The following is a 21,320-nucleotide window of genomic DNA, read 5'->3' on the forward strand; positions in this document are numbered from 1 at the left end:
CGGTCCCGTGCGAGCGGATGGGTAACACGCTCGCACGTGACCACCGACACAGGGTTGCTCATACCGTCACGCGAACATGCCCGGCTCGTAGGAGCCCGCGGGGGTGCGGGCGATGGCGTTGAGCCGGTTCCAGGTGTTGATCTCCGCGACCAGGCAGATCAGCGCACCGATCTGCTCGTCGTCGTAGTGCTTGCGCACCTGCTCCCAGGTCTGGTCGCTGACGCCGGTGTGCGCGTCGGCGATCCGAGTGCCCTCCTCGGCCAGGGCGAGCGCGGCGCGCTCGGCCTCGGTGAACACGGTCGCCTCGCGCCAGGCGGCAATCAGATTGAGCCGCACCGAGGTTTCGCCCGCGGCCGCCGCGTCCTTGGTGTGCATATCCGTGCAGAAGCCGCAGCCGTTGATCTGGCTGGCGCGAATCTTCACCAGCTCCTGGGTGGCCTTCGGCAGCGAGGACTGCGCGACCACCTGGCCCACATTCATGAGCCGCTTGGCGAACTTGGCGGTGATGGCGTTGTCGAACAGGTTGACTCGGGTTTCCATGATCGGCTCCTCACTCGGGTGCACCGCGTTCGCGGTTGCCTACATCGAGTTGACGAAGCGGGATCACCAAGTGTGACAACCGATCGCTGGTGATCCGGATCACGGCGTGCCGACGGCTCGGACTAGCGGCGGGCGAACGGGTAGGTGACCTTGGTCAGCTGCTCGGAGAGCTCCCACAGGCGGCGGGCGGTGACCTCGTCGCGGGAGGCGGCCGAGGAGCCGCAGCGGGCGGGGCGGCCGCGCAGGCCGCGCCAGCGGGTGGGGCCGTAGTAACCGCCGGGCTCGACCTCGGGGGCGGTGGCGGCGTAAAGGGCTCCCAGCGCGCCCATTTCGGCGCTCTGGGCGAGCAGCCGGTTGCCGACCCGCATGACGACGTCCAGGAACGATTCGGTGTGCGACTGTAATTCGGTCGCGGCGTAGCCCGGATGGGCGGCCACCGAGATCTTCGTCGCGCCCGCGGCGCTCAGGCGGCGCTGCAGCTCGTAGGCGAACATGAGATTGGCCAGTTTGGCCTGGCCGTAGGCCTGCCAGCGGTCGTAGCGGCGCCGCTCCCAGTTCGGATCGGCGAGATCGATCTTGCCGATCACATGCGCGCCGCTGGCGACCGTGACGACCCGATCGGCGATCTTGTCCAGCAGCAGGCCGGTGAGCGCGAAGTGGCCGAGATGATTTGTGCCGAACTGCATTTCGAAGCCGTCGGCGGTGCGGCGCAGCGGAACGGCCATCACACCGGCGTTGTTGATCAGCACGTCGGCGCGCTCGATCGAATCGGCGAATTCCCGCACCGAACCCAGATCGGCGAGATCCAGTCGCCGCACGACCGCGCCCTCGCCCACGGCATTGGCCACTGCCCGAGCCTTCACCTCGTCGCGGCACGCCATGATCACCCGTGCCCCCGCCGCGATCAGCGCCCGCGTGGTCGACGCGCCGAGCCCGCTGTTGGCACCGGTGACGATGAACGTGCGGCCGCTCTGATCGGGGATATCGGATGTGTCCCAACCTCTCACGATGTCACCTGGCCGACGCTCGGCGACTTCGTGCGCGGTGCGCGCCGTGTCGATGGTTCGCTCGCAAGCTCGCTCACGATGACGAGTCTATGCGTGCCCGCGATCTCCGTCCCACAACTCGGACAGATGACCAACTACTCGGTCGGTGCCGCTTATTCGCCGGGCATGTCTCAGCGGCGTGTCAGCATTCGAATCCGGAAACGTTTAGGCAGGCGAATGTACTTTTCGAGCCATGGACACGATCATCTTCGCGGGTTTGCTCGTGGTCGTGGCGGCGCTGTATTTCCAGCGCCCGCGCCGCTGGTTCCTGGCCGGATGGTGGCTCGTACTCGTTCTGACGCTGATATTGCTGCGTCATCACATCACCGGCGGCCTGGGCCTGGGGCTGACATGGTGAGCCGGGCGCAGTACTGGCTGGCCGTGGTTTTCGTCGTCGGCTGGTCCGGCGTGGTGTGTGGCGGGCTCGGCACCCAGTTCATCGGGTGGGAGTACCCGTGCCCGCTCTGCCTGGTGCAACGAATGTTCATGCTGCTGGCGGCACTCGGCGGGGCGTACATCGTTCGCAGGGGCATGACCGGGACCATCGCCCCACGCGACTACGCGACGGGCTGGGGCCTGGCCGTGGTCGCCTGCGTCGCAGGCGGTTTCACCTCCTGGCGACAGACCATGCTGCACATCCTGCCCGGCGATCCCGGCTACGGCGGCCCGGTTCTCGGTCTGCACCTCTACGTCTGGGCGCTGATTCTGTTCGTCGCGGCCATCGCCACCATCGGCGTGGTGACCTCCTTCGCGAGCGAGACGGCGGCCCTGTCGATTCCGGTCCGGCCGCATCGGATCGCCGGAACCGTGGCGATCGGATTTCTCGCCCTGGTGATCGGGGTGAATCTCGTCGCGGCATTCCTCGAGGAGGGTCTGCACTGGTACCTGCCGGACGATCCACAGCGGTACCAGTTGTTCTATGACCTGGGTATCCTGCACTGAGGCGATGATAGGGTTGCCTAACCTAGCTTAGGTGACCCTGATAACAGCCGTGATCGTGAGGCCAGACCCGTGACATCGACATCGCCCGCCACATCGGATCGTCGCGACGGATACGTGCCGTTCCCGCCGGAGTTCGCCGAGCGCTGCCGCGCCGCCGGGTACTGGATCGGACAGCCCCTGGGCCAGTTGCTGCGCGCGGCCGCGGCGACCTGGCCGCGGCGCCCCGCGCTGCACGGCGACGGCGGCGCGACGACCTACGCCGATCTCGATGCCGCGGCCGACCGGTTCGCGCACGGCTTCGCCGCGCACGGCATCGCCCCCGGCGATCGCGTGCTGGTCCAGCTGCCGAATGTGGCGGCGTTCGTGCCGCTGCTGTTCGGCTTGCTGCGGGCCGGGGCGATTCCGGTGCTCGCACTGCCCGCGCATCGGCGCGCCGAGATCGAGCATCTGGCCGAATTGTCCGGCGCGGTGGGCTATCTCATCGCCGATCAGGTGGCCGGATTCGACTACCGCGAGCTGGCGCGGGGCGTCGTGGAGCGGGTGACGTCGGTGCGGCAGGTGTTCGTACTCGGCGATCCCGGTCCGTACCTGGCCGTGGATTCGATTGCCCGCGAGGGCAATTCGCTGCCCGAGGTGGACCCGAGCGATATCGCGCTCATGCTGGTCTCCGGCGGCACGACCGGACTGCCCAAACTGATCGCCCGCACCCACGACGACTACGCCTACAACGCGCGGGCCAGCGCCGAGGTCTGCGCGCTCGGGCCCGAGGACGTCTATCTGGTGACGCTGCCCGCGGCCCACAATTTTCCGCTGGCCTGTCCGGGCATTCTCGGCACGATCACCACCGGCGGCGCGATCGCGCTGATCGACGATCCGAGCCCGGAGAACGCCTTCGCGGCCATCGAGCGCCTCGGGGTGACCGTCACGGCCATGGTGCCGCCGCTGGCCCAATTGTGGAGTGCGGCAACCGAATGGGAGCAGGCCGACCTGTCGTCGCTGCGATTGGTCCAGGTCGGCGGCGCGAAGCTGGCGGAGGTGAACGCCCGCGAGATCGAACCCGCGCTGGGCGCCCGGCTGCAGCAGGTCTTCGGCATGGCCGAGGGTCTGCTCAACTACACCCGCCTCGACGATCCCGACGAGCTGGTGTGCGGCACCCAGGGCCGCCCGCTCTCCCCCGCCGACGAGGTCCGCGTCGTCGACGCCAACGGCAACGACGTGGCCCCCGGCGAGGAGGGCGAACTGCTGACCCGCGGCCCCTACACCATCCGCGGCTACTACCGCGCGCCGGAGCACAATTCGCGCGCCTTCACCCCCGACGGCTTCTACCGCAGCGGCGATCTGGTGCGCCAACTCCCGTCCGGCCATCTGATCGTCTCCGGCCGGATCAAGGACGTCATCAACCGCGGCGGCGAGAACATCTCCTGCGACGAACTCGAGGAACACCTCCTCGCCCACCCCGCCGTCCGACACGCCGCCGCCGTCGGCCTCCCGGACCCGTCCCTCGGCGAAAAGGTCTGCGCCGTCCTGGTCGTCACCGGCGCAATGCCAACGCTGGCCGAACTGAAGACCTTCCTGACCGAACGCGGCCTGGCGACCTACAAATTGCCCGACGAACTGCGCGAGGTCGACCGGCTGCCGGTGACGGCGGTCGGGAAGATCGATAAGAAGGCGCTGCGGACGAGCCTGTGAGCCAGCCCTGGCCTCGGCCGCAAGCGGCCGAGGCCAGGGACATCGAGAGGACAGGCCGGACCAGGGAATCGAGGGGACAGGCCGGACCAGGGAATCGAGGGGACAGGCCGGACCAAGGAATCGAGGGGCGGGCCGAGCCGAGAACCGGGGTTGGGCCGCGCCGGGGATGGAGAAGCGGCGAGCGACGATCAAAGGGACTGAGCTGGGCCACGATTGACAGGCCCGGCCGACTCGACGATCGAGAGGAGCCGAGTCCAGCCGATCATCGAGAACGGCTGAGCCGAGCCAATACTCGGAACGGTGGTGCCCAGCCGGTGACCGAGAAGGGCTGGGCCGAGCCGGGGATCGAACGAATGTGCCCTATTCGGGCCGCGCCTCGACCAGGTACGGGGCCATGCTGGAGAGCTTTTCGCAGGTCTCCTCGAATTCGCGATCCGGGCGGGACTGGGCGACGATGCCCGCGCCCGCGCGCAGCCAGGCGCCGTCGGTGGTTTGGTAGACCGCGCGTAGGACGAGGGTGGCCTCGAGTGCGCCGGTGGGCGATACCGTTACGACCGCGCCGGAGTAGAGGCCGCGGGGGTCGTGGTCGAGGCGGAAGACCGCGTCCACGCCCGCGGGCTTGGGAATGCCGGAGGCGGTGACCGAGGGGAACAGGACTTCCAGTGCGTCCCAGGGGGTTCGAGTGGGGGCGAGGCGGCCGCGGACCGTGGAGGCCAGGTGCTGGACGCTGCCGCGTTCGCGCACGGCCATGAAATCGGAGACGGCCGTGGTGCCCGCCTCGGCGACCGCGGCGATCTCGGCGAAGGAGGTCTGCACCGAGATGGCGTGCTCGACGATCTCCTTGGGATCGGCCAGCAGTTCCGCGCGCGCCGCCCGGTCCGCCTCCGCTCCGCGGCCGAAGGCCCTTGTGCCCGCGAGCGGTTCGGTGGTCACCACGCCGCCGTCGTCGACCGCGACCACCAGCTCCGGACTGAAGCCAGCGGCCTCCAGACCACCCAGCCGCAGCAGGAATGACCGCGCGGGGGTGTTGTGCGCGCGACCGAGCCGATAGCTGGCCGGGACGTCCACCACGAACGGCAGATCCACCTTTCGCGACAGGATCACCTTCTGATACCGCCCGTCGCGGATCTCGGCCACGGCCCCGGCCACCCGGTCCCGATACGCCGTGGGATCGATGCCGATATCGGCCGGGCGCGGCAGCGGCAGCGCGGTCTCCTGTGCGGCCGCGATCATCTCGTGGATTTCGGCGGCCTCGCGCATGGTCGCGCCCGCGATCCGCACCCCGGTCGCGCCGATGCGCACCTCGAGCCGCGGAATCATCAGATGCGCCAACGAGGTTCGCGGGCCCAGATGTTCGGTCGCAGCCAGCGCCCAGGCGCAGAATTCGAAGCCGATCCAGCCGTAGACATGCCGCCCGCCCAGATCGAGCCCGGCGAGGGCCCGATCGATCACTTGGGCGGGACTGCCCTCCCACGCCTGCGCGGTGACGCTGCCCTCCCAGTCGACCCGCAGCTCGTGGGCGTCCAGTTCGACGCTGCCGATCGGATCGGCCGCGAACACCCACTCCCCCGGCCGCTCGTACATCACGTATTCGCCGAACCGGTCCGCGGCGGCGAGTGCGGAAACCGCTGCCACAGGATCGATTCCGCACGCCGCGGTGAATGTCGCCCCCGGAATGTCTTCAAACTCGATTCGCACACGTTCCGTGGTCGACACCATTCCTCCAAGGTTATGCTTACCTAAGCTCGGGAAGTAAGGCTAGCATTACCTCCGTTATCTGAGGATGTGCCGACGAGCACACCATGATCAATAGCGAGGAATCGCGGCGCGGCGGCGGGCAAGCACGCTTCAATGGGGAAGCGTCACCTGATGGAGGGCTCCCCATGATCGATCACCGCGCCGACGTCCCGGCCGTCACCACACCGGATTCCGCGCCGCGTTCGGTGGTCGCCCTGGTGGACGCCTCCTCGTCGGTGGAGCGCGAATTGATCGGCGGCTGGCTCGCCGAGGGCGGAATCACCGCCGAGTTCGGCATCGACGCACCGGTCACCCAGCTCGACCTGGATCCGACCGCGGTGGCCGAGCGCCTGGTCGGCCGCCACGACGATCCGCTGGTCGTGCCGATCCGCGTGGTGTGGCTGCCGCCGGAGCGAGACGGCGTGCGCCGCATCACCTTTGCCGATCTGGCCACCCTCAGCAATCCGCGCAAGCCGCATCGGCTGATGCAGCGCCGCCTGGTCGCCAAGGCGCCCGACCGCCACCTCGTTCTCACCGGTCAGCCCGCCCGGCTCAGCGAACTTCGAGCCAACAATCCGTCGGTGGCCGCGAGCGTGGAACCGTTCGCCCGCGCCATCGTTCGCGCGGGCATCGTGGCGCTGGAACGCGCCGAACGCTCGGTCATCGGCGATCGCTACAAGGTGCCCCGACTGGTCGCCGAGGAGATCCTCGACTCCCCCGAATTCCTGCGCCGACTCGACGCGATCGCCGCGCATATCGGCGCCCAACCGAGCGAGGTGTACCGCCGCGCGGAAAAGGCGTTGCGGGAGTTGGTCGCCGCCCAGAGCAGGTTGGTCTCCGACCTGTTCACCCAGGCCATGCGCCCGGTGCACGCCTCGGCCTGGAAGGTCGACTACGAACCCTCCGGCCTGGCCGGGCTACGCCGCCTCAATCGCCGCTACGCGCTGGTGTTCCTGCCCTCGCACCGCTCCTATGTGGATGCCTTCGTACTCGGTGACGTCCTGGCCCGCAACGACTTTCCGCCGAACCATGTCATCGGCGGGGCCAATCTGAGCTTCTGGCCGATGGGACCGATCGCCCGGCGCACCGGCACCGTCTTCATCCGCCGCAGTTTCGGCGACGACGAGGTCTACAAGGCGGTCGTCGAGGAGTACTTCGCCTACCTGCTGGCCAAGCGATTCAATCTGGAGTGGTACTTCGAGGGCGGCCGCACCCGCACCGGCAAGCTCCGCCCGCCGCGTTACGGCCTGCTCAACTATCTCGCCGCCGCGATCCGCGCCCGGCGCGTGGACGACGCCATGCTGGTACCGGTCTCGATCACCTACGAGCGCCTCAACGAACTCGGCGCGATCGCGACCGAGCAGGTCGGTGGCAAGAAGAAGCCCGAGGGCCTGGGCTGGCTGGCCAGATATATTCGCAATCAACAGCATTCGGCCGGACATGTGTACGTGCGCTTCGGCGATCCGATCTCGGCGCGGGACTGCCTGAGCGCGCACGGTGATCCGATGATCCCGGACCACGGTCCCGCCCGGCCCCTTCCGGACGAGGTCCGCGATCAGGAGCGAAAAGCCGTCCAGCGTTTGGCCTTCGAGGTGGCGGTCGGCATCAACACCGTCACCCCGGTCACCGTCAACGCGCTGGTCACCCTGGCCCTGCTCGGCGTGCACGAACGCGCGCTGACCCTGGGCGAGGTGCGCGCGGTGCTGGCGCCGGTGCTCGGCTACATCGAGCGCCGCCGCCTGCCCAGCGGCGAACTCGCCACGCTGCGCGACGATCACGGCCTGGCCATCGTGCTCGAACAGCTCTCGATCGCGAAGGTCGTGACGGTGTATCGCGGTGGGCTGGAACCGGTTTACGCCATCGAGCCGGGTGCTCACCTCGAGGCGGCCTTCTATCGCAACAGCGCGGTGCACTGGTTCGTCAACCGCGCCATCCTGGAGCTGGCCATACTCACGGCGGTCGAGGCGCAGCAGGACGATCAGCTGGCGACCGGCTGGGCGACCGCCTATCGGCTCCGGGATCTGCTGAAGTTCGAATTCTTCTTCCCCGAACGCACCGAATTCGCCGATCAGCTCTCCCGGGAGATGTTGCTGGTGGATCCGGACTGGCACAGTCGCCGCGGCGACGGCACGGTCGGTGCGGACATCCTCGCCAAACTCGCCGACTCCGGGTTCATCATGGCCCACCGGGTGCTGCGCTCGTTCTTCGACGCGCAGCTGGTGGTCGCGGAGCGCCTGGCCGACCATGATGCCGCCCAGCCGGTGGACCACAAACGATTCATCGACGAATGCCTGGCCGTCGGCCGACAGATGCTGTTGCAGCAGCGTCTGCACAGTCCGGAGTCGGTGTCGTCGGAATTGTTCGCCACCGCACTGAAACTCGCCGACAACCACGGCCTGCTGCACCCCGACGGCACCGATCTGGCCGCGCGCCGCACGGCCTTCGCCGCGGAACTGCGCACCATCGGGGCGCGGATCACCCGCGCCGCCGCCCTCGATCCGTCGCACCGGGTGGGGCTGTGATGCGCCCGGCGGGTGTGCTGAGCGTCGACACCGCGGTCGAGACCATCCGCTCGGGTCCGCAGGGCCCGCGGGTGGGTGCGATCTTCGACTACGGCGGCACGGTCGTCCACGGCTTCACCCCACCCTCGGGTCCGCGCCGACTGCTACGGGGCCGCGGCCGCCGCGCGCTGGCCGAGAGCCTGCTCACCAGCATTCGCGGCGCCCGGGGCGAGGGCGAATACGAACGATTCCTGCAGCGCACCATGCATGCGTGGGCCGGGCATTCGGAGGCCGAACTCACCGAACTCGGCGAGCGGCAGTTCCGCCGCGCGATCTACGGCCACCTGTATCCGGAGGCCTGGCGGCTGATCCGGGCGCACGAGGCGGCCGGGCACACCGTGGTCCTGGTCACCTGTCTGACCCGATTCCAGGTACTGCCCGCCGCACGGGAACTGGGTATCGAGCATGTGCTCTACACCCCGATGGCGGCGCAGGACGGTCTGCTCACCGGCCATGTGGACGGAAAGCCGCTGTGGCGCACCGGCAAGGCCGATGCGGTGCGCCGCTTCGCCGCGGCGCACGGCCTGGATCTCGCCGCGAGCTACGCCTATGCCGATGCCGCACCCGATCTGCCGCTGCTGGAGCTGACCGGACATCCCACGGCCGTCAATCCGGATCCGCGCACCTCGATCGAGGCGACCGAACGCTCCTGGCCGGTGCTGAACTTCCGGCCCCGCGAATCGCCTCGGCTGCGCGATATCGCCCGCACCGCGGCCGGATTCGGCGGACTGCTCGGCGGGGCGGCGGCCGGGGTGCTCGCCAAGGCGGGCACGCGCGATCAACGGCGGATGGCCGACTCGATGATCACCGTCGCCGCCGACGCCACGCTGCGCGCGACCGGCATCCGGATCCGGGTGGTCGGCGCCGAATACGCGCAGTCGCCGCGGCCCGCGGTCTTCATCTTCAATCACCAGAGCCAGTTCGACATGGTCGTGTTGAGCGAGGTGCTGGGCGCGGGGTTCACCGGAATCGCCAAGCGGGAGATCACCGCGAATCCGATCTTCGGGCCGCTGCTGCGCTTCGCCGGGGCGACCTTCATCGACCGCTCCGACACCGCGGGCGCGAAGGCGGCGCTGGCGCCCGTGGTGGACACCCTGCGCGGCGGGCTGTCGGTCGTCGTCGCGCCCGAGGGAACGCGCTCGCTCACCCCGCGGGTGGGCCCGTTCAAGAAGGGCGCGTTCCATATCGCGATGCAGGCGGGCGTGCCGATCGTTCCGATCGTGATCCGCAATGCGGGCGAGATCATGTGGCGCAACTCCGCGATCGCCCGCACCGGCACCGTCGACGTGGCGGTGCTGCCGCCGATCGATGTCCGCGACTGGGATCCGGGACGACTCGACGCCGAGGTGGAGCGGGTGCGGCAGCTGTTCGTCGACACCCTGCTGAACTGGCCCGCACCCGATGCGGATGCGGCGCTCAGCAGTCGATGATGGTCAGACCTGCCTGCCGAACAACAGCTTCCACGGCATGAGCGCCGATTCCAGATGCACCTTCAGACTCATCTTGGACGCGCCCTTGGTGCGCTCCTCGAATCGGATCGGCACCTCGGCGATCGCGATCCCCTTCTTGATCGTCCGATAGTTCATCTCGACCTGGAAGGAGTAGCCGTTGCTGCGGATGGCGGCGACGTCGATGGCCCGCAGGGTGTCGGCCTTCCAGGCCTTGAAGCCCGCGGTGGCGTCCTTGACGCCGAGGCGCAGGATGAGGTTGACGTAGAAGTTGGCCCAGGCCGACAGCGCCTTGCGGTACCACTTCCATTCCGTCGCGGTCGATCCGCCCTCGACGTAGCGGGAGCCGAGCACCACGCCCGCGCCGGAATTCGCCAGCTTGTCGAGCATGGCCGGAATGACCTCGGCCGGATGGGACAGGTCGGCGTCCATCTGGATGACGACGTCGGCGCCCTCGTCCAGGGCCCGGGTGATGCCCGCCACGTAGGCGCGGCCCAGGCCGTCCTTCTCGGTGCGGTGCAGCACGCCCACCGCGTTGGGCAGTTCGGCGGCCAGCTTGTCGGCGACCTCGCCGGTGCCGTCCGGGGAATTGTCGTCCACGACCAGGACGTGCAGGTCGGCGACCGGTAGCGCGGTCAGCCGCTCCACCGCCACCGGCAGGTTTTCCCGCTCGTTGTAGGTCGGCACCACCACGGTTACCTTCACAAGTCGCCCTCCCGGTCGAATGCGCGCTCAGTCCTGCTGCACTGACCGTAGCGGATACGCCTGGGTAAACGCTGAGCTGGGCCGGTCAGCCCGCCCGCGGCCTCAGGACTCGTCGCGGGCGTCCGCGCGAGCATTGCGCTCGCGAACGATCTCCAGCGCCCGCTCGGCCGTGGCCCGATCCGGATACGGACCCAGCCGCTCGGCGAACCAATGCTGTTTGCCCTGCTCGGCGCGATGGTGTTTGAGGCAGTAGTACCAGTCGTTATCCGAGTCACCCATGAGACCAGGATGGCACCGGGACGGTGATCTTGTCAGCGAATAGCCCGCGCGGCGAATGTATTGAAATGAGGCTTGCACAACGGGCCTTACATTATGCGGCCATCCCATCCATTGATCGATCGCGACGAGCTATCGAAATGGCAAAGATCACGTCACCCTACCCCCGCGAATCCCCGGTCCCGCAAAGAACTTTCAGATACCAGGCAGCAATACCCCTACCGATACCGCGTTTTTCACACCCGCAACCCGCGAGTACGACCCCGAGCCGACGTTTCCACTCAGAAAACATGACGCGTCCTGAAAACAACACATCCGCCAGGAACACGGCCCGAAGATCCCCGAATCGAATAAGCGAGATATCGCCCACCGCAACCACTTCGAGAACCAACCCGAAGCCGCGACCACCCCGAACACGACAAAGGCCCTTCCCGAGTAGGGAAGGGCCGAGAGGGTGGCCAAGGCCGGGATCGAACCGGCGACCTTCCGCTTTTCAGGCGGACGCTCGTACCAACTGAGCTACCTGGCCGGATGCACCCGAACCGAATGCCACGCACTACGTGCGACCCTGACGGGACTCGAACCCGCGACCTCCGCCGTGACAGGGCGGCGCGCTAACCAACTGCGCCACAGGGCCTTGCTCTGCTACCAACGGTGTTGCCACCGTACCCCCTACGGGATTCGAACCCGCGCTACCGCCTTGAAAGGGCGGCGTCCTAGGCCGCTAGACGAAGGGGGCCCGCCGGATCTCTCCGGTCCGTTTCTCAACGGCTTCCGTTGGGAGCTCGCATAGCTTATGACAGCGCGAGCGGGAATCCCAAATCGGCTGGTCAGAGGCCCAACTAGACCCCGAGGTCCTCCATCCGGGCGGATGCGCGCCATCCGTCGCGGCGGAACTCGTCGAGCCACTCGGGGGTGGCCATCGATTCGATGACGACCTCGAGCGCCTCGGTGAACCGGGTCCGCAGATCCACCCCCGCGCCGAGCAGGTCGACGATGTAGCGCTGGCCGGCCAGCGCGGCGGTGAGGGTGCGGGTGAACCGGTCCGGATCGGCGTCGGGACGCAGCTGCTTCTGCTCGACGGCCCGCACGGCCAGCTGCCGGGTGGCCCGGCCGAGGATGCGCCCGCCTCCGGCCTGCACGTCGCGGTAGAACTCCGGTTCGATGATGAGCCGGAACTCGGCCTGGATGATGATGTCGTTCTCGAGTCGCAGCGCGACCTCGTCGACCATCCCGTGCAGCGCGTCCAACGGACCGAGATCCGTACGGGTGAGCCATCTTTCGGTGGTCGCGCGATAGCGCTCGACGGCGGCGTCCAGCACCGCCCGAGCCAGATCCTCCTTCGAGTCGAAGTGGAAGTACATCGCACCCTTGGTGGCGCGCGAGCCCTCCAATATGCGGTTCAGCGATGCCGCGGCGTAGCCGCTCTTCCCGAATTCAACGGCGGCGGACCTGATGATCGCCGCACGTGTCCGGCGGGCCCGCTCTTGCTGCCGTGCCATGCTCGAAACGCCTCCGAAGCTACTTGCCGCCGGAGGACCCTCCCTCCGATGGAAGCAGTCCTCGACGCGAAGTTATGAGATTTTCAATTACTTCAACTCGGGCTACGGCCCGGTTTTCAAACTTTTGGTACGAAAAATGACGAGAAATCCTGAAGCACACCAGGTGGTATAGTTCTCGACGCCCGGGTGCGCTGCAGGGGGTGCGCACCCGGGCGTTTTCTTCGTCTCGGATCTGCCTCCTGCGAAGCGGTCTCCAGGGCATCGCGAACGGCCAGACCGGTCGCGACACGTTCGGGCACATCAACCATAGGTCGAATCCCGCCCCACCGAAGCACTCTCGGTTCCGTCGGAATTCACCAAGCGGTCACCGTACCCCGAAACAGCGCCCGACGTGCGCCGTACCGGCGAGTCAGTTCGCTGGATTGCCTTTCGTCCCTTTTGGCAAATAACCCGCAACCGACTGGGCGATTGGTGAGTATCCCCAATTCCACCGCGCCGCACCGGCGTTCATCCCCCCGCGAACTCCGCCCATCGGACCCACCGCCCGCCACCCCCGGACACGCGGCTCCCCGCCGCCCGCGGGACCGTTCCAGCGACACTGCCAACCTCCGCATACCAATTGCGTTGCCACGCACCACGATTGGAAGATATTTACATATTTCTGCCGTGAAACAAATTGGGAACCAAAGAGATTGCCCGCGACCATGCGGGAAACACCCCTGGCTTCCGCTCCGCCGTCCCTCGACTCGAAGCCCCTATCGCCCCACCCCGCTCCGGCGTATCGCTCCCACCGTCGCCACGCGTGTCGACTCGCCGACGAGGGGAAGGGCTCGCCCGGCAGGGATTTGGCGAAATCGCGATCGACCAGCGAAAATGATGGTCCGGGCCGGGCAGAACGGATACCGGTTACCACTTGCGCGAACCGCGCATTAGACTTGCGCACCGCGCCCCTATAGCTCAGTTGGTAGAGCTACGGACTTTTAATCCGCAGGTCCCAGGTTCGAGCCCTGGTGGGGGCACCGCAAGGCGGGCCGGAGCGAGCATCGCTCCGGCCCGTCGGCGTTGTGGTGGCCTCCGGCAAACGCCCTCCCGGCCGTCGCCACGATCGCCTACCGTGGGATTCGACCGGTGCCCACCGGCTCACCCCACGAGAGAGGCGGAGCTATGACTTCCTTCGATGACCTGCTCTCCCAAGTCCCGATCGGACAGATCGCCAGCAAGCTCGGGGTCGACGAGGCGACCGCGCGAGATGTGGTGAACAAGGCCCTGCCGGTGTTGCTGGGCGGGCTTCAGGCAAAAACCAGCAACTCCGAGCAGGAACAGTCGCTGCAGGGGTTGGTCGATCAGCATCAGGACGAGGGCCTGCTCGCCGGGGGCGTCGACATCGATCAGGTCGACGTGCACGCGGGCGAGCAGATCGTCGACGACGTCTTCGGCTCCAACAAGAACACCGTCATCAACGCGCTCGGCGCGACGGGCGCGGGCGGCAACGATCTGATGGCCAAGGTGCTGCCCATCCTGGCCCCGATCGTGCTCGCGTATCTGAGCAAGCAGGTGCTCGGCAAGGACGGCGCCCCGGCCGGATCGGCGGGGGCCGGTCAGGCGGATGCGGGCGGTCCGCTCGCCGAGATCCTCGGCGGATTGCTCGGCGGCGCGGCGAAGAACGGCGGGCTCGGCGGCGCGCTGTCCGACGCGCTCGGCAAGAACGCGGGCAGCGTGCTCGGTAACGTCCTCGGCGGGCTGCTCGGCGGCAAGCGTTGACCGATCGGCGAACCGCCCGTTGCCCTTGGCGCGGGCGGTTTTTCGGTAACGGGTTAACGTCCCGCGCCGATCACCGATAGACCCTTGTCGCGGGCCACCCGCCTACACTGGAGACGGTTCACCGTAAGCGCCGACGACGTCGTATGAGTTCCGTCACGACCGGGTCCACTCCCTTGGATGCGTTTCGTATCACACCTACGGTGTCGTAAGGTATGAGGCCGCGACCGCACGGCTCCAGGGGGTCGACGAGCAAGATCGCAGGACAACATCGAAGGGCGCACTACATGGCAAGGGATCTGACTCAACTCGAACTGCTGACGGAGTTGGAGCCGGTTGCCGAAGAGAACGTCAACCGTCACCTCTCCTTGGCCAAGGAATGGCATCCGCACGACTACGTGCCCTGGGACGAAGGCCGCAACTTCGCGGCGCTCGGGGGCGTGGACTGGGACCCTTCCCAGTCGCAGCTGAGCGAGGTCGCCAAGGCGGCCATGATCACCAACCTGCTCACCGAGGACAACTTGCCCTCGTATCACCGCGAGATCGCTGAGAACTTTTCCCAGGACGGCGCCTGGGGCACCTGGGTCGGCCGCTGGACCGCCGAGGAGAACCGGCACGGCATCGTCATGCGCGACTACCTGGTCGTCACCCGCGGTGTCGATCCGGTGGCCCTGGAGCAGGCGCGCATGGTTCATATGACCAACGGTTTCGCCTCGCCCGCGGATCAGCTGCCCGAGGATCAGGCCGGCTTCCTGTATTCGGTTGCGTACGTGACCTTCCAGGAGCTGGCCACCCGCGTCAGCCACCGCAATACCGGCAAGGTCTGCGACGATCCGATCGCCGACCGTATGCTGCAGCGCGTCGCCGCCGACGAGAACCTGCACATGATCTTCTACCGCAACATGTGCGGCGCGGCCCTGGATCTCGTTCCCGACCAGGCAATCGATGCGATCACCACGATCCTGGAGAACTTCCAGATGCCGGGCGCCGGCATGCCCAACTTCCGCCGCAACGGCGTACTGATGGCCAAGCACGGCATCTACGACCTGCGTCAGCACCTCGAAGAGGTGGTTCAGCCGGTGCTGAAGAAGTGGCGCATCTTCGAGCGCGACGACTTCACCGCCCGCGGCGAGCAGACCCGCGAGCGCCTCGGCCTGTACCTCGACAAGCTGAGCAAGGACGTCGTGAAGTTCGAGGAGCAGCGCGACCGCATGCTGGCCCGCGAGGCCGCCAAGCGCGAGCGCCAGCTGGCCGGTTCCTCGGCCCGTTGAGGGTGAGCCCGGCCACCATGGGCCGGATGCGAAAATGGCTCCCATGACCGCGGCGCTCGAGACACGGAACGACTTGCGGATCGGCCCCTATCCGGTCGATCCGCCGGTTGTGCTCGCCCCGATGGCCGGGATCACCAATGTCGCCTTCCGGACGCTGTGCCGGGAATTCGGCAGTGCCACCTCGATCTACGTCTGCGAGATGATCACCGCCCGGGCGGTGGTCGAGCGCAACGAGAAGACGCTGCACATGATGTCGTTCGGGCCGGACGAGAATCCCCGCTCGATGCAGCTGTACGGCGTCGACCCGGCCACCATCGGCGAGGCCGTGCGGGTCATCGTGGGCGAGGGCTGGGCCGACCACATCGATCTCAACCTGGGCTGCCCGGTGCCGAAGGTGACCCGGCTCGGTGGCGGCGCGGCGCTGCCCTACAAGCGGCGGCTGTTCGAGGCGATCGTGCGCGCGATGGTGAGCGCGGCCGAGCCCGCGGGCGTGCCCATCACCGTGAAGTTCCGCATCGGCATCGATGACGATCACATCACCTATCTGGACGCCGGGCGGATCGCCGAGGCCGAGGGCGCGGCGGCGGTCGCGCTGCACGCTCGCACTGCGGCGCAACGCTATTCGGGCGAGGCCGACTGGACGGCCATCGCACGCCTGAAGGAGGCCGTCACCACCATCCCGGTGCTCGGCAACGGCGACATCTTCAGCGCCGCCGACGCGGTGCGCATGATGACCGAAACCGGTTGTGACGGCGTGGTCGTCGGCCGCGGCTGCCTCGGCCGCCCCTGGCTGTTCGGGGAACTGCAGGCGGCGCTGCGCGGCGAGCCGGTCCCCGCGGGTCCGAACCTCGGGCGCGTCGGCGAGATCCTCTACCGCCACGCGGGCCTGCTGGCCGAGCACTACGGCGAGGACAAGGGCATGCGCGACCTACGCAAGCATATGGCCTGGTACCTCATGGGCTTCCCGGTCGGCGCGGAACTGCGCCGCCGCTTCGCCACGGTCGCGAGCCTGGCCGAATTGCGGGATCTGATCGGCCAATTGGACCCCACCGCCCCCTTCCCCAAGGACGCCGAGGGCCCCCGCGGCCGCCAGGGCTCCCCGGGCAAGGTCAGCCTCCCGCACGGCTGGCTCGACGATCCGGAGGACCGCGCGGTCCCCCTGGCCGCCGACGTCATGCACTCGGGCGGCTGAGTTCCCGGCGAAAAGCGTGCCGGGAAAGAGGGGAAGACTTTTTTTGGCACCGCCGTGTCAGGTGGCTCATCGTGGCTCAATCGTTATCATTGCGAAGGGCGCAGCCGTTGAACGGGCAAGCCGGTCCCGAGTGAGCAAAGCGAGGTTCGTTGGTGGGTGACGACGATCGGCGCGGGCAGACGCCCGTGCCTGGAGGTCGCGCCCCCTGGGAGCGCTACTCCGCGGGCGAGGCCGAGGGTGACCGGCCCGCGCGGCGCAATCGATACGCCGACGAGGCACCGGCCGCCGACGCACCCGTCACGGTGCACGATCTGGTACAGCGGGTGGACAGCGAGCGGGTCGCCGATCTGCCCACCGATACCACGCTTCCAGCACAGCACACCGGCTTTCGCGCGGCGCCGGGCGGAACCGATTCCGCCGCCCGACCGTCCGCTCCCGACGGCCGGGCCGGATTGCCGCCCACCGTCTTTCGCGCGCCGACCGCCGACGATCCCGTCGACCCCTACGCCGAACAGCGCCGCCTGCTCGATCAGCCCACCGACATCCTGCCCGCGGCCGTCGACGACGAGTCGCCCGAACCGGATCCGGCGCGCGCGGTCGCGCGGCCGAAATCGGTTGGCAGGCCGCAGCTGTCGCGGCTGGCCGCGAGCAAACAGCGCCGCTTTCGCAAGCTGCAGCTGATCGGTCGCGGCACCACCGCGATGGTCGCCGTGCTGACCCTGCTCATGACCGGCGCGGGCTGGAACTATCTGCGCGCCACCGACGGCAACTTCAACAAGGTCTCGGCGGTCGACGAGAACTCCACCGATATCGTCAATCCCGGCGGTCAGCTCGGCGACGAGAACTTCCTCATCATCGGCAACGACACCCGAGCGGGCGCGGACGGTCAGATCGGCGCGGGCACCACCGCCGATGCCGAGGGCGCCCGCGCCGACACCGTCATGCTGGTGAACATCCCCGAGAACCGCCAGCGCGTCGTGGTCGTCTCCTTCCCCCGCGACCTCGACGTCACCCGCCCGTCCTGCGAGGGCTGGGACAACGAGAATCGCCGCTACACCGGGGTCAGCTTCCCCTCCGCGATCGGCGACAAGCTCAACGCGGTCTACGCCCTGGGCGGGCCCAAGTGTCTGACCTCGGTGATCGGCAAGCTGACCGGCCTGAAGATCAATCACTTCATCGGCCTGGACTTCAGCGGCTTCCAGTCCATGGTCGACACCGTGGGCGGCGTGGAGGTCTGCACCACCAAACCGCTCGTCGACGAGGAGCTCGGCACCATCCTGCCCACTACCGGCAAGCAGAAGGTCAACGGCTCGACCGCACTGGACTACGTGCGGGCCCGCCACGTATCGGGCGAATTCCGCAGCGACTACGACCGAATCAACCGCCAGCAGCGGTTCATGTCCTCGCTGCTGCGCAGCGCGCTGTCGAACAAGACGCTGTTCGACCCCGGCAAGATGAACGCCTTCATCAACGCCTTCTCCGGCCACTCGCTGATGGACAACGTCAAGACCAACGACCTGCTGACGCTGGGCCGTTCGCTGCAGAAGGTCGAGGCGGGCGCGATCACGTTCCTGACCGTGCCCACGGCCGGAACCACCTCCTACGGCAACGAGATTCCGCGCGAATCCGATATCAAGGCGATCTTCTCCGCGATCATCGACGATCAGCCGCTGCCCGGCGAGAAGAAGCCGATCGCGCCGCCGCCCACCACCGCGGCGCCCGCGCCGCGCCAGCTCACCGCCGTCGATCCGAGCACGGTGTCGGTGCAGGTGTCCAACGGCTCGGGGGTGAGCGGTATCGCGGCCACGGCGGCGAACAAGCTGTCCAACCAGGGCTTTCAGATCTTCAGCGTCGGAAACTATTCGGGCGGGACGATTTCCACCACCCGGGTCCGCTATTCCTCCGGTCACGAGGCCGACGCGGCGACGGTGGCCTCCGCCATCCCGGGCGCGACCCTCGAATCGACATCCGGACTCGGCAGCATCGTGGAGGTGGCGCTGGGCTCGGATTTCCAGGGCACTGTCCGCACCCCGGTCGCCTTCGGCAACCCGCTACCCGCCGTGCCCGCGGCGGCCAGCGGCGCACCCGAGACGCCGGTCACATTGCCCTCCGACCTCGAACACGTCAACGCCGCCGACGACCTCTGCAAATAATCCGAGCCCACCTGGGCCGACACCGCTAGCACCGAGCAACACCGGTGGTTCACCCACCGTTCGTGACTTGGTCAGCGCCGGGAACTAATGTTTGGTTTCATGCGTGTCATCTACAACGAACAAATGGCCGATCTCGCCAATCTGCTGGGCGAGATGGCCGGGCTGGCCGGTTCGGCGATGGAGCGGGCGACCCAGTCCCTGCTGCAGGCCGATCTGACGCTGGCCGAGCAGGTGATCAGCGAATACGACCGGATCGCCGAGATGAACACGCTGGCCGAGGAGAAGGCGTTCGCGCTGCTGGCCCTGCAGGCCCCCGTGGCCGGTGATCTACGGCAGGTGGTCGCCGCCATCCAGATCGTCGGCGATGTGAATCGGATGGGCGCGCTCGCGCTGCATGTGGCCAAGGTCGCGCGGCGGCGGCATCCGAATCACGCGCTGCCCGAGGCGGTCAACGGCTACTTCGCCGAGATGGGTCGCATCGCGGTGAACATGGGCGCGGCGGCTCGCGAGGTGCTCGAGTCCCGTGATCCGGAGCGCGCCGCCCAGCTCAACGAGGACGACGAGGCGATGGACGATCTGCATCGCCACCTGTTCACGCTGCTGATGGACCGGGACTGGAAGTACGGTGTGGCCCCGGCCGTCGACGTCACACTGCTCGGCCGCTACTACGAGCGCTTCGCCGACCACGCGGTGGAGATCGGCCGCCGGGTGGTCTTCCTCGTGACCGGCGTGCTGCCGCCCGACGCGGACGCCGAGGCCGAGAAGATCTGAGTCCCGGCCGAAAGCTCGCCGGGACTTCGACAATCGCGGTCGCCTCAGGCGTCCGTCTTCTTGCGCCAGCCCAGTAGCACCGAGTTCCCCTGCTCCGGCTTCCACGGCAGCAGCAGGGCCACCGCGACGGCACAGACGAGCAGCGCGCCGACCGCCACATAGGACGCCGACTCCGCACCCGCCAGGGCCGCGGCCTTCATGGCGTGGATGAGGTCGGCCTTGGGCCTGGCCAGGAACGTGCTCACCGGCGCCTTCACCACCTCGATGACGCTGATCGGGGTGTCGCGGGCGATGCTCTTCTGGTCGGGGCTCATGATCCCGTTCGGAATCGCGTCGATGCGCGCGCCCACTCGGTGGGTATAGACCGAGGTCATGATGGAGCCGAGCACCGCGACGCCGAGCGTGCCGCCGACCTCGCGGGTGGTGTCGTTGACCGCCGATCCCGCACCGGCCTCGTTGGGCGGCACCGAGCCCATGATGGACTCGGTGGCCGGGCCCTGCACCACGCCGAAGCCGATGCCCAGCAGCACCATGGAGACGAGAACCGGTCCGAGATAGGGCGTTTCGACCTTCACCTGGCCCGCGATGTACATGCCCACGGCCAACGTCAGCAGTCCCGCGATCACCGTCGCGGTGGTCCCGATGCGCTGCGCCACCAGGGTCGCCACGGGCGCGCCGAGGCCGACCGCGGCCGCGAACGGCAGCGAGTGGATGCCGAATTCCAGTGCGCTGTATTCCTTCACACCCTGGAAGTACTGGGTGATGAGGAACAGGAAGCCGAAGGCGCAGAAGTAGGACACCGTGATCGCCAGGGCGGGCACCGAGAAGCGCCGGATCCGGAACAGCCGCACATCCAGCACCGGCGAGTCCACCCGCAGCTCCCACACCACGTAGACCACCAGCAGGACAAGCGATATCGCATAGCCCGCGATGCTGCGCCCGGACAGCCAGCCGTGCTTGGGCGCCTCGATGATCGTCCACACCAGCGTGGTCACCGCGATCAGCGACAGTACGATGCCCACCACGTCGAGCCGCCCGGTGTGCTCGGCCCGCGATTCCGGCACGACCGCCAGGACGGCGACGATGGCGATGATCGCGATCGGCACATTGATCCAGAACACCGAATGCCAGCTGAAGTACTGCAGCAGATAGCCGCCGGTGATCGGGCCGATGGCGACCGCGATCCCGGCCATGGCCGTCCACAGTGCGATGGCGGCGGCCCGCGCGCGGGCCTCGGGGAACAGATTGATGATCAGCGCCAGCGTGGCCGGGAAGACCGCGGCCGCGAAGATACCCATCCCCGCCCGCGCCGCGATCACCTGACCGAGACTCGTCGACAGCGCACCCGCACCCGACATCACCGCGACGCCGATCAGACCGATCACCATCACCCGGCGGCGGCCGAACCGATCGCCGAGATGCCCCAGCGCCAGCAGCAGCCCGGAGAAGGCCAGCGTGAACGCGTCCACGATCCACTGCAATCCGCTCATCCGAGCCTGCAACTGCACCGCAATCGACGGCAGCGCCACATTGACGAGGGTGTTGTCCAATACGACGAGCAGTTCCGCGAGACAGATCGCGATCAGAGCGAGAATCCGCATCCGGATCGCGACCGGAATTCGCCGCTCGGACCGCGGGTTCACCGTTGATACCGCCATCCGCCGCCTCCTGACTAGAACGATCGGTGTAGTTGACCTAGACGGTATCTGTTACTGCATGTAGCAACAAC

The 21,320-nt window shown here is 67.9% G+C and carries 17 protein-coding genes and 4 tRNA genes; 11 read left to right on the forward strand and 10 right to left on the reverse strand.

Annotation, left to right across the window (positions count from 1 at the left end; translation table 11 throughout):
• Positions 1-66: 66 nt before the first annotated feature.
• Positions 67-540: a carboxymuconolactone decarboxylase family protein gene (locus tag NDR87_RS04850; protein WP_251909997.1), complete on the reverse strand. Its 474-nt coding sequence runs from the start codon at positions 538-540 to the stop codon at positions 67-69.
• Between the two features lie 122 nt (positions 541-662).
• Entirely contained in the window at positions 663-1,547 is an 885-nt protein-coding gene (locus tag NDR87_RS04855) for an oxidoreductase (protein WP_251909996.1), read from the reverse strand.
• Positions 1,548-1,779: 232 nt separating this feature from the next.
• On the opposite strand from NDR87_RS04855, the gene NDR87_RS04860 reads away from it, so the two are divergent.
• From NDR87_RS04860 to NDR87_RS04870, 3 genes are all read left to right on the forward strand, one after another.
• Entirely contained in the window at positions 1,780-1,944 is a 165-nt protein-coding gene (locus tag NDR87_RS04860; RefSeq protein ID WP_251909995.1) for a DUF5993 family protein, read from the forward strand.
• Entirely contained in the window at positions 1,938-2,528 is a 591-nt protein-coding gene (locus tag NDR87_RS04865) for a disulfide bond formation protein B (RefSeq protein ID WP_251909994.1), read from the forward strand. The genes NDR87_RS04860 and NDR87_RS04865 overlap by 7 nt, the downstream gene beginning before the upstream one ends.
• Positions 2,529-2,597: 69 nt before the next feature.
• Entirely contained in the window at positions 2,598-4,217 is a 1,620-nt protein-coding gene (locus NDR87_RS04870; RefSeq protein ID WP_308212044.1) for an AMP-binding protein, read from the forward strand.
• A gap of 360 nt (positions 4,218-4,577) precedes the next feature.
• On the opposite strand, the gene NDR87_RS04875 is transcribed toward NDR87_RS04870, so the two are convergent.
• The gene (locus tag NDR87_RS04875; protein ID WP_251909993.1) at positions 4,578-5,936 is read right to left on the reverse strand and encodes a salicylate synthase; all 1,359 of its coding nucleotides are present in this window, start codon (positions 5,934-5,936) and stop codon (positions 4,578-4,580) included.
• Positions 5,937-6,100: 164 nt separating this feature from the next.
• On the opposite strand from NDR87_RS04875, the gene NDR87_RS04880 reads away from it, so the two are divergent.
• Together NDR87_RS04880 and NDR87_RS04885 are read left to right on the forward strand one after the other, a co-directional pair.
• Positions 6,101-8,476: a glycerol-3-phosphate 1-O-acyltransferase gene (locus NDR87_RS04880; RefSeq protein ID WP_251909992.1), complete on the forward strand. Its 2,376-nt coding sequence runs from the start codon at positions 6,101-6,103 to the stop codon at positions 8,474-8,476.
• On the forward strand, positions 8,476-9,945 hold the full coding sequence (locus NDR87_RS04885; protein WP_251910216.1) for an HAD-IB family hydrolase: 1,470 nt from the start codon (positions 8,476-8,478) through the stop codon (positions 9,943-9,945). Before NDR87_RS04880 ends, NDR87_RS04885 begins: the two co-directional genes overlap by 1 nt.
• A gap of 3 nt (positions 9,946-9,948) precedes the next feature.
• On the opposite strand, the gene NDR87_RS04890 is transcribed toward NDR87_RS04885, so the two are convergent.
• From NDR87_RS04890 to NDR87_RS04915, 6 genes are all read right to left on the reverse strand, one after another.
• A complete protein-coding gene (locus NDR87_RS04890) occupies positions 9,949-10,650 on the reverse strand; it encodes a polyprenol monophosphomannose synthase (protein WP_251910215.1) in 702 nt (233 codons plus the stop codon).
• Between the two features lie 120 nt (positions 10,651-10,770).
• Positions 10,771-10,947, reverse strand: coding sequence for a hypothetical protein (locus NDR87_RS04895; protein ID WP_251909991.1), 177 nt, complete (start codon positions 10,945-10,947; stop codon positions 10,771-10,773).
• A 452-nt stretch (positions 10,948-11,399) separates the two neighbouring features.
• A tRNA-Phe gene (locus tag NDR87_RS04900) sits at positions 11,400-11,473 on the reverse strand.
• A 34-nt stretch (positions 11,474-11,507) separates the two neighbouring features.
• A tRNA-Asp gene (locus NDR87_RS04905) sits at positions 11,508-11,581 on the reverse strand.
• A gap of 29 nt (positions 11,582-11,610) precedes the next feature.
• A tRNA-Glu gene (locus NDR87_RS04910) sits at positions 11,611-11,683 on the reverse strand.
• A gap of 103 nt (positions 11,684-11,786) precedes the next feature.
• Positions 11,787-12,446 carry a TetR/AcrR family transcriptional regulator gene (locus tag NDR87_RS04915; RefSeq protein WP_251909990.1) on the reverse strand — a complete coding sequence of 220 codons (660 nt, stop codon included), beginning with the start codon at positions 12,444-12,446 and terminating at the stop codon, positions 11,787-11,789.
• Between the two features lie 946 nt (positions 12,447-13,392).
• Between NDR87_RS04915 and NDR87_RS04920 the strand changes: the two genes are divergently transcribed.
• The 6 genes from NDR87_RS04920 to phoU all read left to right on the forward strand — a co-directional run bounded on the left by NDR87_RS04920 (position 13,393) and on the right by phoU (position 19,591).
• Positions 13,393-13,465: transfer RNA gene (locus NDR87_RS04920), tRNA-Lys, on the forward strand.
• Between the two features lie 145 nt (positions 13,466-13,610).
• Positions 13,611-14,207 (forward strand): DUF937 domain-containing protein, encoded by a 597-nt coding sequence (locus NDR87_RS04925; RefSeq protein WP_251909989.1) that lies wholly within the window; start codon positions 13,611-13,613, stop codon positions 14,205-14,207.
• A gap of 284 nt (positions 14,208-14,491) precedes the next feature.
• Positions 14,492-15,475, forward strand: a complete 984-nt coding sequence (locus NDR87_RS04930) for an acyl-ACP desaturase (RefSeq protein WP_251909988.1) — start codon at positions 14,492-14,494, stop codon at positions 15,473-15,475.
• A 43-nt stretch (positions 15,476-15,518) separates the two neighbouring features.
• Positions 15,519-16,667, forward strand: coding sequence for a tRNA dihydrouridine synthase DusB (gene dusB, locus NDR87_RS04935; RefSeq protein WP_251909987.1), 1,149 nt, complete (start codon positions 15,519-15,521; stop codon positions 16,665-16,667).
• Between the two features lie 152 nt (positions 16,668-16,819).
• Complete coding sequence (locus NDR87_RS04940) at positions 16,820-18,820, forward strand: LCP family protein (RefSeq protein WP_251909986.1); 2,001 nt, start codon at positions 16,820-16,822, stop codon at positions 18,818-18,820.
• Positions 18,821-18,919: 99 nt separating this feature from the next.
• Positions 18,920-19,591 (forward strand): phosphate signaling complex protein PhoU, encoded by a 672-nt coding sequence (gene phoU / locus NDR87_RS04945; RefSeq protein ID WP_251909985.1) that lies wholly within the window; start codon positions 18,920-18,922, stop codon positions 19,589-19,591.
• A 44-nt stretch (positions 19,592-19,635) separates the two neighbouring features.
• On the opposite strand, the gene NDR87_RS04950 is transcribed toward phoU, so the two are convergent.
• Positions 19,636-21,249 carry an MFS transporter gene (locus NDR87_RS04950; protein WP_372494090.1) on the reverse strand — a complete coding sequence of 538 codons (1,614 nt, stop codon included), beginning with the start codon at positions 21,247-21,249 and terminating at the stop codon, positions 19,636-19,638.
• Positions 21,250-21,320 lie beyond the last annotated feature (71 nt).

The sequence above is a fragment of the Nocardia sp. CDC159 genome, from assembly GCF_023740735.1.
Taxonomy (GTDB): Bacteria; Actinomycetota; Actinomycetes; order Mycobacteriales; family Mycobacteriaceae; genus Nocardia; species Nocardia pulmonis.

Coding starts and splice junctions, on each gene's coding strand:
- NDR87_RS04950 (WP_372494090.1), bottom strand. CDS start 21,249: ATGGCGGTATCAACGGTGAACCCGCGGTCCGAGCGGCGAATTCCGGTC.
- NDR87_RS04885 (WP_251910216.1), top strand. CDS start 8,476: ATGCGCCCGGCGGGTGTGCTGAGCGTCGACACCGCGGTCGAGACCATC.
- phoU (WP_251909985.1), top strand. CDS start 18,920: ATGCGTGTCATCTACAACGAACAAATGGCCGATCTCGCCAATCTGCTG.
- NDR87_RS04875 (WP_251909993.1), bottom strand. CDS start 5,936: ATGGTGTCGACCACGGAACGTGTGCGAATCGAGTTTGAAGACATTCCG.
- NDR87_RS04930 (WP_251909988.1), top strand. CDS start 14,492: ATGGCAAGGGATCTGACTCAACTCGAACTGCTGACGGAGTTGGAGCCG.
- dusB (WP_251909987.1), top strand. CDS start 15,519: ATGACCGCGGCGCTCGAGACACGGAACGACTTGCGGATCGGCCCCTAT.
- NDR87_RS04915 (WP_251909990.1), bottom strand. CDS start 12,446: ATGGCACGGCAGCAAGAGCGGGCCCGCCGGACACGTGCGGCGATCATC.
- NDR87_RS04895 (WP_251909991.1), bottom strand. CDS start 10,947: ATGGGTGACTCGGATAACGACTGGTACTACTGCCTCAAACACCATCGC.
- NDR87_RS04865 (WP_251909994.1), top strand. CDS start 1,938: ATGGTGAGCCGGGCGCAGTACTGGCTGGCCGTGGTTTTCGTCGTCGGC.
- NDR87_RS04850 (WP_251909997.1), bottom strand. CDS start 540: ATGGAAACCCGAGTCAACCTGTTCGACAACGCCATCACCGCCAAGTTC.
- NDR87_RS04880 (WP_251909992.1), top strand. CDS start 6,101: ATGATCGATCACCGCGCCGACGTCCCGGCCGTCACCACACCGGATTCC.
- NDR87_RS04925 (WP_251909989.1), top strand. CDS start 13,611: ATGACTTCCTTCGATGACCTGCTCTCCCAAGTCCCGATCGGACAGATC.
- NDR87_RS04860 (WP_251909995.1), top strand. CDS start 1,780: ATGGACACGATCATCTTCGCGGGTTTGCTCGTGGTCGTGGCGGCGCTG.